General features: G+C 37.2%; 12 protein-coding genes and 1 riboswitch. Of the genes, 6 read left to right on the top strand and 6 right to left on the bottom strand.

Going from position 1 to position 14,436, the window contains the following annotated elements; all coding sequences use genetic code 11:
• Positions 1 to 11 precede the first annotated feature (11 nt).
• From LT143_RS14405 to LT143_RS14395, 3 genes are all read right to left on the bottom strand, one after another.
• Positions 12 to 524 carry a GNAT family N-acetyltransferase gene (locus tag LT143_RS14405; protein ID WP_246943914.1) on the bottom strand — a complete coding sequence of 171 codons (513 nt, stop codon included), beginning with the start codon at positions 522 to 524 and terminating at the stop codon, positions 12 to 14.
• A 118-nt stretch (positions 525 to 642) separates the two neighbouring features.
• Positions 643 to 2,700: a putative bifunctional diguanylate cyclase/phosphodiesterase gene (locus LT143_RS14400; RefSeq protein ID WP_246943913.1), complete on the bottom strand. Its 2,058-nt coding sequence runs from the start codon at positions 2,698 to 2,700 to the stop codon at positions 643 to 645.
• Between the two features lie 307 nt (positions 2,701 to 3,007).
• Positions 3,008 to 4,432 carry a cryptochrome/photolyase family protein gene (locus LT143_RS14395; protein ID WP_246943912.1) on the bottom strand — a complete coding sequence of 475 codons (1,425 nt, stop codon included), beginning with the start codon at positions 4,430 to 4,432 and terminating at the stop codon, positions 3,008 to 3,010.
• Between the two features lie 207 nt (positions 4,433 to 4,639).
• On the opposite strand from LT143_RS14395, the gene LT143_RS14390 reads away from it, so the two are divergent.
• The 4 genes from LT143_RS14390 (at position 4,640) to LT143_RS14375 (ending at position 8,062) form a co-directional block, all read left to right on the top strand.
• Complete coding sequence (locus LT143_RS14390; RefSeq protein ID WP_246943911.1) at positions 4,640 to 5,068, top strand: hypothetical protein; 429 nt, start codon at positions 4,640 to 4,642, stop codon at positions 5,066 to 5,068.
• A gap of 81 nt (positions 5,069 to 5,149) precedes the next feature.
• A riboswitch (cyclic di-GMP riboswitch) is annotated at positions 5,150 to 5,235 on the top strand.
• A gap of 45 nt (positions 5,236 to 5,280) precedes the next feature.
• Positions 5,281 to 6,147 carry an amidase gene (locus LT143_RS14385; RefSeq protein WP_246943910.1) on the top strand — a complete coding sequence of 289 codons (867 nt, stop codon included), beginning with the start codon at positions 5,281 to 5,283 and terminating at the stop codon, positions 6,145 to 6,147.
• 139 nt (positions 6,148 to 6,286) lie between these two features.
• Complete coding sequence (locus LT143_RS14380; RefSeq protein WP_246943909.1) at positions 6,287 to 7,237, top strand: phosphotransferase; 951 nt, start codon at positions 6,287 to 6,289, stop codon at positions 7,235 to 7,237.
• Between the two features lie 114 nt (positions 7,238 to 7,351).
• Positions 7,352 to 8,062 (top strand): Dps family protein, encoded by a 711-nt coding sequence (locus LT143_RS14375; RefSeq protein WP_246943908.1) that lies wholly within the window; start codon positions 7,352 to 7,354, stop codon positions 8,060 to 8,062.
• A gap of 53 nt (positions 8,063 to 8,115) precedes the next feature.
• On the opposite strand, the gene LT143_RS14370 is transcribed toward LT143_RS14375, so the two are convergent.
• Positions 8,116 to 9,198, bottom strand: a complete 1,083-nt coding sequence (locus LT143_RS14370; RefSeq protein ID WP_246943907.1) for a nitric oxide synthase oxygenase — start codon at positions 9,196 to 9,198, stop codon at positions 8,116 to 8,118.
• 357 nt (positions 9,199 to 9,555) lie between these two features.
• On the opposite strand from LT143_RS14370, the gene LT143_RS14365 reads away from it, so the two are divergent.
• On the top strand, positions 9,556 to 9,804 hold the full coding sequence (locus tag LT143_RS14365) for a YuzF family protein (RefSeq protein WP_246943906.1): 249 nt from the start codon (positions 9,556 to 9,558) through the stop codon (positions 9,802 to 9,804).
• Positions 9,805 to 10,167: 363 nt separating this feature from the next.
• On the opposite strand, the gene LT143_RS14360 is transcribed toward LT143_RS14365, so the two are convergent.
• The gene (locus LT143_RS14360) at positions 10,168 to 11,430 is read right to left on the bottom strand and encodes an MFS transporter (RefSeq protein ID WP_246943905.1); all 1,263 of its coding nucleotides are present in this window, start codon (positions 11,428 to 11,430) and stop codon (positions 10,168 to 10,170) included.
• Positions 11,431 to 11,635: 205 nt separating this feature from the next.
• On the opposite strand from LT143_RS14360, the gene LT143_RS14355 reads away from it, so the two are divergent.
• Complete coding sequence (locus LT143_RS14355) at positions 11,636 to 12,514, top strand: methyl-accepting chemotaxis protein (RefSeq protein WP_246943904.1); 879 nt, start codon at positions 11,636 to 11,638, stop codon at positions 12,512 to 12,514.
• A gap of 87 nt (positions 12,515 to 12,601) precedes the next feature.
• Here the strand turns inward: LT143_RS14355 and LT143_RS14350 are convergent, their stop codons facing one another.
• Positions 12,602 to 14,428 (bottom strand): DUF5939 domain-containing protein, encoded by a 1,827-nt coding sequence (locus tag LT143_RS14350; protein WP_246943903.1) that lies wholly within the window; start codon positions 14,426 to 14,428, stop codon positions 12,602 to 12,604.
• Positions 14,429 to 14,436: the final 8 nt, after the last annotated feature.

Below are 14,436 nucleotides of genomic sequence, written 5' to 3'. Positions count from 1 at the left end.
AGTAACAAGCCTTATTTCAACTCCAACAAATAGGCCCGTACAATAATCCCGTCATTCGCGGGTTCAAAATCATATTGAGGTATACGTTTAAAGCCAAACGCTTCGTATACCCGTATTGCATTTTCCATGAAATCTCCCGTATGCAATCCAATGGTAGATAAGCCTTTGTCTTTCGTTCTATTTATGCACTCCGTAATAAGAGCCTTTGCTACTCCTTTTCCTCTTACATGTGGATCAACTGCTAACATTCTAATCTCAGGATAATCGACTTCAGCTACCAGTCCTTCATAGGCATCAGACTTTGGAGGAAACAAAACTACACTTCCCACAATCTGTCCATTTAACTCACCTACTATTAGCTCTGCACCAGGCTGAATGTCTGCATCAGAAGTGATGGCCTGCTTTAATGCTTTCCAATGTGCCTTTGGAAGTCTGTCTGCATATTCTTCATATGCTTCTACTCGTTGTTTACGGATATTCGGTAACATTTCTTTTGATGCGTTTATCATCTTTATATTATTCATTAGAACTGAACCTCAATAACTTTTTTTGACTGACACTTAACTTTTCACAACCATGTGGAGTGTACCAATTTAGTTGAACAATATGAAGAGTAAAAAGAGGGACTATAGCTAACCTCTCTTACTGTATTTGTAAATTTTTCTCAAGAAGTTTTTTCGCTTCAAGAGCATTTATGGGTTTTGAGAAATAATAGCCTTGAAAGGTTGTACATCCAAGCTCCTTATAAATGTTTACCTGTGCTATTGTCTCCACACCTTCCGCCAGCATATGTAGGTCTAAATGCTTTGCTAGCCCTGTGATGGCCCCAACTAATGCTTGACGTTTTGAATTATGCTCAAGGTCCATTGTAAACTCTCTGGCAATCTTGATCGAGTCAATTGGTAGCTTATATAGATAGGCGAGAGAAGAGAAGCCTGTCCCAAAATCATCAATTGTAATGGTTACCCCGATATCTCGCAGCATCCTTAATTGTTCAATAAATGCTGGATCTTCAAATAAGGAAAGCGACTCTGTAATCTCTAACTCTAATAATGAAGGCTGTAATCCAGTTTCTTTCAAGGTTTGAGAAACCAATTCATAAAAGCCTGTCCTCTGTAATTGTTTAACAGATACGTTAACGGCCATTTTTATTGGGGGAACTCCGACTTTTTGCCACGCTACCCCTTGAAGACAAGCCTGTTTAAGGACCCATTGCCCTAATGATGAAATGAGCCCCACTTCTTCGGCAATAGGAATAAACTCTGTAGGTGGAATAAATTCTCCTGTTTTTGTTTTCCAGCGTAACAATGCTTCCATTCCCACGATTTGACCATGCTTATATTGAGGTTGGTAATACACAAGAAATTGATTATTTTCTAATGCTTCTCGAAGGCCTTTTTCTATAAAGGTCTTTCTCTCTAAACTTTTAAGAATGGTTGAGTCAAACAAGGTATACCCATTTTTGCCAGTTTGCTTAATCGTATACATCGTAGCATCAGTATATTTCATTAGTAGTTGTGGATCTCGAGTATCTTTTGGCCAAACGGTTACACCCACACTACATGAGGAATGGATGGTCATTGAGTCTATTTGATAGGACATAGACAAGGATTTAACAATCTTGTTTGCAAGATCATGTAATTCCTGTTCATCAGTAAATTGATTAAGTAATATAGCGAATTCATCTCCACCTAAACGAAAGGCAACACCTTTCTCTTGAATACACGATAGAATTCGGTGTGATATCTGAATTAATAACTGGTCACCAACGTCGTGACTGAAGATATCGTTGATGGATTTAAAACGGTCTAAGTCGATATACATGAGAGCCATTTGATTGCCTTCCGCCAGTTCGGGCAACTCACTTAACTTCTTCTCAAAATAACGACGATTATATAAGTTCGTCAACTCGTCATGGAATGCCATATATTCGATTTGTTGGGCTTGTCTATATTCTTCAGTAGAATCAATAATAATGCCGGTTACTCGAGAAATAGACCCATCTTCCTTAAAAATAGGAAAGACTTTTTCTTTCACAAACCGAGTTTCTCCATCACTGCGGAAAATTCTATATTCAAGATGTAGGGACTTGCCTGCATCTAATTGAGGTTGAAGGCTTCTTATATACTTTAAGTCATCCGGATGGATAATCCTTGGCCAACTTGTTTGGTCTTCAAATATTGACTGTACATCAATCCCGCTTAACTTTCCCATGCCTGGTGAAGCAAATAATAATTTTTTTGTATGATAGTCAGTTAACCAAATACCAACTTCTAATGAATTATACATGGCTCGTAACTGCTGTTCACTTTGAGTAAGTTTTTCTTCCATTTCTATTTCGTGTTTGACACCTTTAATCACAAGGATAATATTAGGTATAGTGAAAATTAAGACAAAAAGATTAATAACGATATCTAATAAAACTTCTTCTTTAAAAAGGAGATAAAAAAATACGTCAACCAGCAATAAAGATAGAATTCCTAGTAAAATCCCCTTTGTTCTTAGAACAAACTTACCTCTTAGATATAATATGCTATAGATTGCTAAAATGACTAATGATGTTATGGGAAGAATGTAATGGCTAATCCCATGAGATAAGTTTACTAACTCATGAACTAGCAATGTAACGAGTAAGGCAATAATAAAAATGCTGGAGAGTGCACCGACTAACATTTTTCTAGATGCTATTTCTTTAGACATTAGATCATCTCAATTCATAAAGTTTCTAGATAGCTGTGCTTATCTAAATAGGCTAGCATTTGTTCCAATAAGAACAATGATTTAATAGATAAAGGTTTAATAGTATTATAGGATGATGGTTCATTCAAATAAAGCTAAAGATAAAAGATATAAAGAAAAAATTACCATATATTATATATATCGGGACTTTAAGACTATTTATTAATACTTTATATAAAAAAATAACCATTTTTCGTCATTGGTTCTCTCACCATCACTTAAATGAAGAGAATCGAAATCTAGGAATAAAAAAAATGACTCGCGTGAGTCATTTTTTTATGGTTTGGTAGGCTAACAGGGCACGTTCTCTTGCCGCCCGATGATCAACAACAGGATAGGGGTAGGATTCTCCTAAAACAATATCTGACTGTAATAGGATTTCTGCAGAAGTCTCCCATGGTTGATGAATGAAAGGAGCTGGTAATTTTGATAGCTCTGGCACCCATTTTCTTATATAAGATCCATCAACATCAAATTTTTCGCTTTGAGTGACAGGATTAAAGATTCGAAAGTAGGGGGCAGAGTCAAATCCAGTTCCAGCAACCCATTGCCAACCCAGTGCATTATTGGCAACGTCAAAATCAACTAATGTTTGCTGAAACCAATTGGCGCCTTCCGTCCAGTTGACTAACAGATGTTTAACGAGGAAAGAAGCAGTCACCATTCTGACCCGGTTATGCATGGTTCCTGTTTCCCAAAGTTCCCTCATACCAGCATCAACGAGCGGGTAGCCGGTTTGACCTTTTGTCCAACGTGTAAAGAGATCTCCTGAGCCCATCCATGGAAACTGAAGAAAAGGTTCTCGCATTGGAAGGTGTTGAATAGTGGGATGATGAAATAACTGATAGTGACTAAATTCCCTCCAACAAAGCTGGCGAAGAAACGCTTCAACATGTGTCTCATTTTTATTGTGTTCCATGTAATCTAGGGCTGTTTTCCATATGACTCTTGGACTAATATCTCCAGCGGCTAAATATGGAGATAATCCCGAGGTAAGGTCCTGTGAAGGAAAATCTCGACCATTTTTGTATTGGTGAACCCTTTGATCAAGAAATTTCATCATTTGCTTTAATGCCCAATCTTCCCCAGGGATCCAGTGTCGGTGTAGCTTTTCGTCCCACTTAATAATGGGTAAAAGCTCTAGTTGCTCAATATATAAAGACGGTATAAGGTCATTGGAGCCTTTTAAACTATTAGGAATAGGGTATGGTTTAGGGATTGCTTCTTTTCGAAGCTTATTGTAGTAAGGTGTAAAGGTTTTATAAGGCTCTCCGGATTGATTACATATGTCAGTAGGATGTCCGAGAAGACCAGATGAAAAGCTTTTTGTATGAATGCCTAATGTATTAAAATACTCTATAAGGTTTAAGTCTCTTTTATAAAGAGAAGGTTCATATCTTTCGTTAAAGAAAACTGCCTCTGCCTTCATCTCCTGAATTAATAGCGAAAGTTCAGTTTTACAATTCCCGGAACGAATAATAAGGTTTAACCCTTTATCGTATAAGGATTTCTTTAGGGCATATAAAGAATGATGTAACCACCATTTAGAAGTAGGACTATCATTCCATTCTTTTTCTTCATCTTTTGACCAAATAAATACAGGAATGACTGAGCCCTGTTTAGCAGCTTCCCATAATGCAGGATGATCATAAAGTCGTAAATCCTTCCTAAACCAAACAATAATTTTTTTCATAAATCCCCTTCTCACTGATTAAATAAGTAGGCTGTTTTTATATAAATCTTTGTTTTTGAAAAATCCTAAATGCTTGTACGAATTTTCATATTTAAAGAAAAGAAAACAAAAGTATTACCTTTTTCTAAATTAGAATATATACTTATAATATGTACAATATTTGTATAGGTTTTGTAAAGGGTTAATTGTTAGAGAAGGAGGTTATATATGCAGTTTCTTATAAAAAGCACATTGATTGGAATTGTCTCTGGCGTGCTGCTTGGCTTTTTCTTTAAAGGTATAGAAATTAGCTTGGGTATTAAAGTTTATACACTACTTCTTAATATTGATTATATCCCTTATCTAAAGGAGTTATCTTTACCCGAATGGGGAGAATTTCTTCTTCATCTTATAGTCTCTATATTGCTATGTATCATTCTATATAGTCTCATAAGGAGATCTACTTGGACGAATAAGCAAATGATGGTGCGAATTGTTTTAATCAATACAATCATAGGGTTCCTTCTATACCCTACTACAGCATTGTCCACTAGGACACCAGCACTAACATCTTTAGAGGCACTATCTTTTTGGATAATAGGACATATCGTCTATGGTGTAATCTTGGCTCTCTTATTTAGGAAAAGAGAAAATTAATAACTGTTGCACTAGTAAGTTTTGGTAGAAAAAAAGAATAGATGAGAAACTCTATAATCACTTATAATGAAAGTATTAAACTAACTGAAAAGGCAAACTTTACCGAAAGGGAAGGACGCAAAGCCATGAGCCTACACGCATCTGCGTATGGTCGTCAGGTTGCCAGGTTCTCGTTCTGTGAGCCATGGCTTATAGAATGGAGGATCTTTTTTATGCGGAAAATGATAGTAGCTTTGGTGGTCTTGTTTGTAAGTATGTTCAGTCACGAAATGCATGCAGCAGCAGGAGCAAATGAAAAAGCAACATGGTTATGGAATCCATGGATACTTGTAAATGACGAGGCAAATACGATAGATTTTCTCTACAACAAACAAATTAATAAAGTTTATCTTCAAATAGACCGAGATCTGCCAACAAAGGTCTATCAAAGCTTTATCGAAAAGTCTTCTGTTAAAGGAATTAAGGTATATGCCCTTGACGGAGCCCCGGCTTGGGTGGCACCAAAAGGAAGTACAGAGCAAAATAAACTGTTTACGTGGCTAACTAATTATCAAAAGAGGTCAACATCTTCACAAAAGTTTTCTGGTGTCCACTTGGATGTAGAGCCGTACTTATATACCAGTTGGACAACTAACCGGGCTACGACGATTAAGCGATATCAAGACTTATTAATAAAAGCGCAAAAAAGCTCAACACAGCTGAGTCTACCACTAGAAGCAGACCTACCATTCTGGTTTGACGAAATCACTTATAAAAATACGTATGGTAAAGGGACGCTCGCTGAATGGGTCATTAGCAAAACGAGCGGAGTTACCATCATGGCCTATCGTGATTCAGCTAAAAGTGTAATAGAAATTGTTCGTAATGAAGTAGCATTTGCTCAAAAACATAAGAAATCAGTCGTGGTTGGAGTAGAAACTGGCTTCTCCTCAGAAGGTAACTACGTTTCTTTCTTTGAGGAAGGCGAAGCGTTTATGAATCAAGAATTACTAACGATCAAAAACCATTACGGAAGCTCCTCTGGCTTTAGAGGGATAGCCATTCATCATGTAGGTAGTTGGATGGAAATGAAGCAATAATCATGATAAAAACCCATTTTTTCTATAATAATGGGTTTTTTGTTGGAATTAGCGCTAAATGTGAGTTATAGGTAAAGTATTAATTGTTAATATATTCCTTTATAATGGGTAAAAAATACTATTAGTAAGAAGTGATTTAATGACAAAACTAACTCCTTTTGTTACAGCAAATGGCCAGCTAAATGACAATAAAATTATAAAAAGAGAGATATTATATAAAGGAATGAATGGAAGATGTGTAGAAAGGGTCTACCTATCTCAAGGTGATAGCTATATATTTAAGCCACTTACCAATAATGAGCAAATAGGAAATGAGATATGGATACAAAAAAATATTTTAACTTCACTGCCGCCTATATATCCAAAGATATTGGCTCATTCTATTCATGAAGACACATCAAAAAATTGGTGTATACTTGAGGATCTTGGAGACTTAGAACATGTATATGAAGAGGAACATTTACTAGAGGTAGTAAATTTAATGGCTAAGTGGCATTCCCTTCCTACTTCTAGTATTGTCACCTCTTCCTTAAAAGGGCCAAAGCCAAGAATAGAGGAAATCATTCGCGTTATTAATAATGAAAAGGCTTTCTTGGAAGGTGAATTTTTATATACTTTACATCCTTATCATTTAGAGCAATTACTTGGGAAAATAGAGGAAGAAGATTTTTCTTCCAATCTTGTTTTTTCCCATGGTGATTTACATCTTGGAAATTATGCAAAATCCGCGGATAAAGTGTATGTGTTAGATTGGGAGCATGCGCATCTAAACACACCATACTGGGACTTATACCATATGTTAGATTTGTCGCACCCTTCCTTTCAAAAAAGCATGACAAAACAGGTACGAAGACGAATTCTTCATCACTATATGAACTTAATGGGGCTAACACATGTAGAGAGTAGACGAAAGTTTACATATAAGTATTATTTATTTTCTATTACTTTTTCTATTTGGATGCTTACACTCATAAGGAAAGATCTTGAAAGACATCATGAAAAATGGTCGAAAGAAGCATTAGAAGTACAATTACAGGAATCGGTAAGTAACCTTCAACAATGTCTAGAGGACCTTCATCATTATGAGTAGTATCTTAGAGCGTTTACAAGAATTAGCATAAATGATTGGTTCATTCCAAGGTTAAGTTATAAAGGATAAGGAGCATTTGTGACTACTCCTTATATACTTACAGGGAAAAGAGGGATGACCATGCAAACTCAAGGTGGAGAAGGGTTCTCACCGGGTGAATTCAAGTTATCTAAATCTGGTTTTGATCCTAATATGCCTGGACATATGAATCAACACAGTAATGAAATGATTCTTCGTCAAGAACCAAGAACCGTTCGAGAAGAAGGGTGTGGGATCAGCCTACCCGTCGATACACGTTTAGAGATGGGGTTAATGCTAGATGAACATTTATGTGCATTAAACGTGGCCTTACACCAATATACGAAGCATCATTGGTTAACAGAGGGTGCAGAGTCTTTTGGAAGTCTTCATCATATATTAGATGAACATATTGAAGTGACTCAAAAGCACATAGATAAGGTAGGAGAGCGTGTTGCCAGACTAGGTGTCGTACCAACTGCCCATCCAGTAACACAACATGAAATCTCATATATTAAGCACGAAGCAGAAGGTCGCTACACCATGCGTGATTACTTAAGAAATGACTTGGAGCATGAGATTAAGATTCAAGGCATGTTAAGAAAGACAATTGACCGTGCCCATCAGTTGCATGATTTTGGGACAGTCGAAGTACTAGAAGAGGTGTTACTAAAAAGAGAAGATTTAGGCTATCATATCTGGAGTTTACTAGAGGATGATTCTCTAGTTCGAGGCATGACTCATCTAGTTGATGGTCAAAATGATATGGCGACAAATCGCCATTTAAATAATAAGCTTACTCAATAAGAAAAAAGGAAGTGAAGTCTCGTCTTCACTTCCTTTTTATAGGATGGTAGAGGCTATTTATAAGGACAATTTTGATATAGAAAATTAGGGTAAACTTGTTTATCCTGATAGGTTTGATGAAAGATATGAGTAGTCGCAGGAGATACAGGTGGAATGAGCCACGACCAATCTCCGGTAACCTCACGTCCAGCCTTTCCTTCATTTTCTTCAAAACGCTTAAACTGAGCTGCAGCAGTATGATGATCAACAATGCTAACGCCTGCGGATCTGTACGATTCGATGACAGCAAGATTTAACTCAATTAATGCTTTATCTTTCCAAAGCGTTGAGTTCCGACTCGTATCTAACCCCATAATGGAGGCCACTTTCGGTAAGAGATTATAGCGAAAAGAATCAGCTAAATTTCGGGCACCGATCTCGGTTTCCATATACCAACCATTAAAAGGAGCTGCCTCATACTCAATTCCACCGATCTCAAGCTTCATATCAGAAATAATTGGAACGGCATACCATTTCAGATGTAAGTCATTGAACGCTTCGTAGTCCGGATGTTGTATAGGTACCTCTAAGATGATGTCTTTAGGAATTTCATACCATTGGGGCTTACGATCATTTAGCTGAACGACTAATGGTAAAACATCAAAATGGGTATGTTCACCTTTCCAGCCTAAGGACTCGCAAATCTTAGTAAACTCCACAGAAGCAGGATCACCCACTATTCCGTCTTCATGCTCATATCCCGCATAACGAATGAGTTGATGATTCCAAATTCTAATTCGTCCTTGAGTTTTTGGTTTAAAGACGGTAATCATTGGTCTAATTTTCCCCTGATTTGTCGCCACTTTTATATGATAAAGAAGTGCTTCTGCTATGTCTTCTTCTGTTTCATATTTCCTTGCATCTATGACATCAAGCGTTTGCCAAAAGAAACGGCCGATACAACGATTGCTGTTACGCCATGCTAATTTTGCCCCATGAACAAGTTCTTCATAAGTATGCACATAATTACCAGTTTGATCTATTTCAAGTTTTATGTGCTGCAACCTTGTCTCAATTTTATCATCTATTCCTAACTCCACATAACAGGTGGAGATGAAATCCTTTGCCTTTAAATAAAGCTCTTGATTATGGTTCAAGTTGAAACCTCCATTTTATAGTAAGGCTCTTATCTAACACTTTGTTGATTTTTAACCTACTTGATCTAAAGCTAAGCTCACTTTAAACGATAAATGCTATCTAGATGAAAAGCAGTTGACAATAAACTCAAAAGCATACTAAAAGAGCCTATAGTTAACTCGATATTGTTTTATGAAATAGGGCCACACTTATCTTATATATTAACCTAATCCTTCTGAGTATGAAAATATAAGGTAGGTTTGTTCAACAAATTGTAAAAATAGGTGAATTACCAGCAAATAGGTAGCTGCCTAAGGCATATTACTTAGTTCTGCATAGATTGAAGTGTATTCAAATAAAAAGATGGAGGAAAGAAAATGAACTATATGTATCGTCAAATGCCTCAAACTATGCAGGGAATGCAGCCAAAGCAAGTAACGGTAGTAGAGCCTTATGTATATGCTGCTGCAACTACACTTGTTGGGAAAAGAGCAGTAGTAGAAACAACTCGGGGTAATGTCTCAGGGGTGGTAATGGATGCAAAGCCAGACCACATCGTCCTACAAGAACGCGAATCGACCTTTTTCGTTCGTCTATGTGAAGTAGTTTGGATTATGCCTGAGTAATAAAAAAAGAAAGACAGTACTATCTGACATAACAGACAAAAATATTATAGAATTCGTAAAAAAGACCCTATATGATAAATGTAGATGATCGTAATTTACATGGGCTACCTAGAAATATAAGATTGAAAAGCAACAAAGTTTTAGAAAAGAGCCCTAAAGAATAAGGACGCCAAACTAAAGGGGCTAAAGTACGATTGTACAATGCCAGCCAGTAATTTATGTAACGAATCACGTGCTCGAAGGATTTAAAAATGAAGGTGTAAACGGAGATGGACAAGTCAGAGAAGAGAAGGTTATTCAACTTAACCCTTTTATTTGATCCCGTTTAACATCGAATTGTGTGAAAAGGCAAGAATCCTAATGTTAGGATTCTTGCCTTTTTGGATGTTCCGGAACAAATTTTAGAATGATGATCCCAATAATGAATAGAAACACTAGACTAAATACACCGTAGCTAGAATCGCCAGTCACTTGTGCTGTCACCGCTACTAAGAGTGGGCCCATAATGGAAGCAAATTTTCCGAAGATGTTGTAAAAGCCAAAAAACTCATTAGAATGCTGTTTTGGCACAAGCTTGGCGAAATAGGAACGACTTAATGCCTGAATCCCTCCTTGAGAGGTAGCAACAAGCATCGCTAAAATCCAGAAATCAAGGGTCGTTTCTAAGAAATAAGCATAAATACATACGATAATATAGACGATAATTCCGACGTAAAGCATTTTCTTACCTGAAAAACGTTCTGCTAATCTTCCATACAATAAGGCAAAAGGAGCGGCTACCACTTGTGTCACGAATAAAATAATTAACAAGCTTGTAGAACTAATTCCAAGATCCGATCCATATGCAGTCGACATCGTGATGATGGTCCCTACTCCGTCAATGTAAAAGAAGTAAGCAAGGAGAAATAAGAAGATAGCACGATATTTTCTGATTTCCTTCAACGTGTTTCCTAACCGTTTAAAACTGTTCACAACGGGGTTAGGTTCCCTTTTAATAAAATAGCGCTGATGCACATTTTTTAACAAAGGTATGGCGAAGATTCCCCACCACAATGCTGTAATAACAAAGGCAATCTTACTAGCTGTAACCGTTGTGATTGGAAGAATTTCATTTTGCGCTAATAAAATAATACCGAGACTGATAATAAAGGGAATGGTACTACCAATGTATCCTAAACCAAAACCTCTGGCCGAGATCTTATTCATTCTCTCTTCAGAGGTGACATCTACTAAAAAGGCATCGTAAAAGATATTCCCGCCAGCAGACCCTACAGCTGCAACCGTATAAAATACGAGTAATAGAAGCCATTGATCACTTGGAATAAATGCCAACGCACCGGTAAATAAAACTCCTAAGGAAAAGAAGAAACTGAAGAATTTCTTTTTAAAGCCTTGATAGTCAGCAATGGTCCCGAGTATGGGGCCTAACATCGCCAAGATAAAGGTAGCGATGGCGATTGTATATCCTAAATATGCTGTGGAGTTGGCTGCACTCACCCCTGCTTCTGTAGCGGCTGCTTTATAGTACAATGGAAAAACAGCGGTAGAAATAATAACAGAATAAGCAGAATTTCCCCAATCGTATAAGACCCAACTATTTTCCTCTTTTGAAAACCGGCGCTTCATAGGCGGTCCTCCCCTTTTATCTACTTTTTTCTATTGTACTAGATAAAGCGTTTACTTTTTCAGGTTCATGTAAATTTTATTTCAAGAATACAGCCTTCATAATGATGGTGCCATTCTATTTTAGTCAAACGATAAATGATATAATACATTATATGTAAGAATTCTAAAGATTTTGCATACTAGCCGAAAAGAAACGAGGTTTACTATGAGCATAACTTTTGATCATAAAGAAGCAGGTCATCAAACTGTTACCTTTCCTGTTGGAGCGATTATTTTTCAAGAAGGAGATTTAAGTCGAGAGATGTATAGCGTTATCAAAGGAAAGGTAAATATTTTCATAGAAAGTGAAGGTAATATGATACAAGTTGCTCAATTTAAACCGGGGGACTTTTTTGGAGAAATGGCTCTTTTAGAAGGATTACCTCGAAGCGGTACGGCCGTTGCTGCAGAGGCAGCAGAATTACTGGTGGTAAGTGAAGAAAATTTTATTCGGTCCATGAAGAGTGACAATGAGCTCCCTTGGAAAGTGATGAAGGCTCTCTCCATGCGAATTCGTCATCAGAACCAGACCATTGCCGAGCGTGTGGGGAAAGACTTGAGTGATGTAGCAGAAAGAATAAATAATAACTCAGGTAATATAACAGCCTCTATTAAAAGAATTGCGAGTGCTGCTAGAGAAATAGAAGGTAATGGAATAGAGTTAGCCTCTCATATGAAAGAAATAGAAATTATTTCCCGGCAAATAGAAAAGGCACTCTCTTTTATTAAGCAAGTGGCCCTTCAAACAAAGATCTTCGGATTGAACGCATCTATTGAAGCTGCCAGAAGTGGTGAGCATGGTCGTGGCATGAAAGTCATTGCAGAAGAGATTCGTAAGCTGTCAGAACTAACGCAATCTAATGCGGAAGATATTTTTCAATTAACGAATAAAATAAGTACCGAGATAAATAAAGTAACCATTTCATCCACGAATACAGCAGAAAAAAGCCATTCACAAACAAACGCAATCAATGATATGGTACAAGCAGTTGAAGAAATGAATAACTTATCAAGCCGTATATTGGAGATTGCTGGGGATCTATAAGGTCATTGCACAAACAAAAAAAGAGAAAAAGGAACAATATCATTGATCTTTTTTCTCTTTTCAATTTTTTTAACATGATGTCTGCTATCAATCTTTGGTTAAAGTTAACCGAATGAGATCAGCTTCTCCTTTTATCCCTTTTAAGGTTGCTTGAAATGAACCAAGCTTCACATCTTCATTTTCTAAGAAGGACTGAATGATAGGACGGTCTAGATATTCTTTACTGAATACAAGATCATCACCCGTACTTTGACCTTGTATTCTAGCAGCGATATTCACGGTTCTTCCAAAGTAGTCTAAACGATCATTTGAGTTAACCGCGATGGCGGGGCCACTATATAATCCTACTTTCAGTATAATGTCCCCTCCGTTAACAGCATTAAACTCAGCGACATGCTTTTGAATATCTAAGGCAGCTTTAAACCCATCCTCTGGCTTATGAAAGACAGCCATTACCGCATCACCAATTGTTTTGACAACAGAACCTGAATTCTTGGAGATCCACTCTGTTAAATAGTCAAAATGTTTGCGAACCTGGCCATATGCATTGGCATCCCCTACTACCTCATATAAGGATGTTGAGCCTTGTAGGTCACTAAAAAGAATCGTCACATTCTCAACCCCTACTTGTTGTCCAGGGGCTAATACTTCAGAAGAGAATAAGTCTCGAAACTCTTGAAGTGCTGTTACCTTGGCTGCCGTTACGATCTCCTGACTCCATTCCCCTTGCTCAATGACAATTACGATATCTTCAGAACTCGAATTATGAATAGTGACTGGAGTGACCCCACTCGCTACTGAGATTGAATCGGTCGACCATCCGTTTTGACTATATTCAAGTTGAACTGGGTCTGTACCATGCTTAGATTCTATAATCCCTACCCTATCATTCGCTTGCAGTACTCGAATCCGAAGCTTTTCATTATATGGAGGAATGATAAGTTGATACGTTTCTCCTTTTTCCACAACCTTTTGGATTTTGACATGAGGAGAGATCATGGGTCCTCCCATGCAATAGCTTTGAGCATAAGCTTTTCTAATAGAAGGATGGACGGAAAAATAGAGCTCCACATAATTCTCAAAGTTAGCATCATAGTTAATCCCACATAAATCACAATGAAACTGGTTCTCTAGTTGAGATAAAGTTGTATAATTCTCCTTGGACACACGACAGTTCGGACATATTAAATTCCAGCTTAAGTTTAAGATTCCAATCTTAGTAGCATACAAGAAAAGTCTAAGCACCTCTTCAGGATCAGCATTCCACTGTTTGGCTAGCAGGTAAGGTCTCATCTCAGCTACATCATGATCTAATTTAGTAGTTAAATGTTGATGTAGATAGGAGATGTATGCTGATTTTATTGAGAAATTGCTCAATTGCTTAGCTAGATTATCTAACTCCGAAACATTTACTTTAATGTTTACTTTTCTAGGCGTAAATAAATGCTTGTTATGATTTTCGGCTGTAAGATAATCTTGTAAATACTTCATCGTTAAATGCATGGAACGAACGGCAGTAAAGGGAAGAGCCAATAGACCAACAAAATTTCTTGGTGTAAATTCCCCTATCAAACGGACTTTCGTTCCACTGGAATCTTCTAGGTCAAAAAGCTCAATCCCACCTTCAAAATGTTTTAAAGGTCCTTGTAAGTAACGACGCTCTACTGTATACGATTCATTTTCAACCCATTGAAACGGGTATTCTTGCCAAGAAAGAGGAACGATACCTGCTACCTTTGCTTCAGCTACACGATAAAAGGTTTCCGATTTCTCTTTTTTAGCAGGACTAAAAGTCACTGGAAATAAACCAATAAACCGGTTCAGTCGATCGGTATCTCCAAGAAGCTTCCATACCTGTTCCTTCGTAAGCGGAAAATCTTGTTCCATTACATGTTTTTTTGCAGAATGTGCCATGTTTGCCC

The organism is Bacillus pinisoli (assembly GCF_023036475.1).
GTDB lineage: Bacteria > Bacillota > Bacilli > Bacillales > SA4 > Bacillus_BS > Bacillus_BS pinisoli.
Note: the sequence above shows the minus strand (reverse complement) of the source record. Positions and strands in the feature narration are given on the sequence as shown.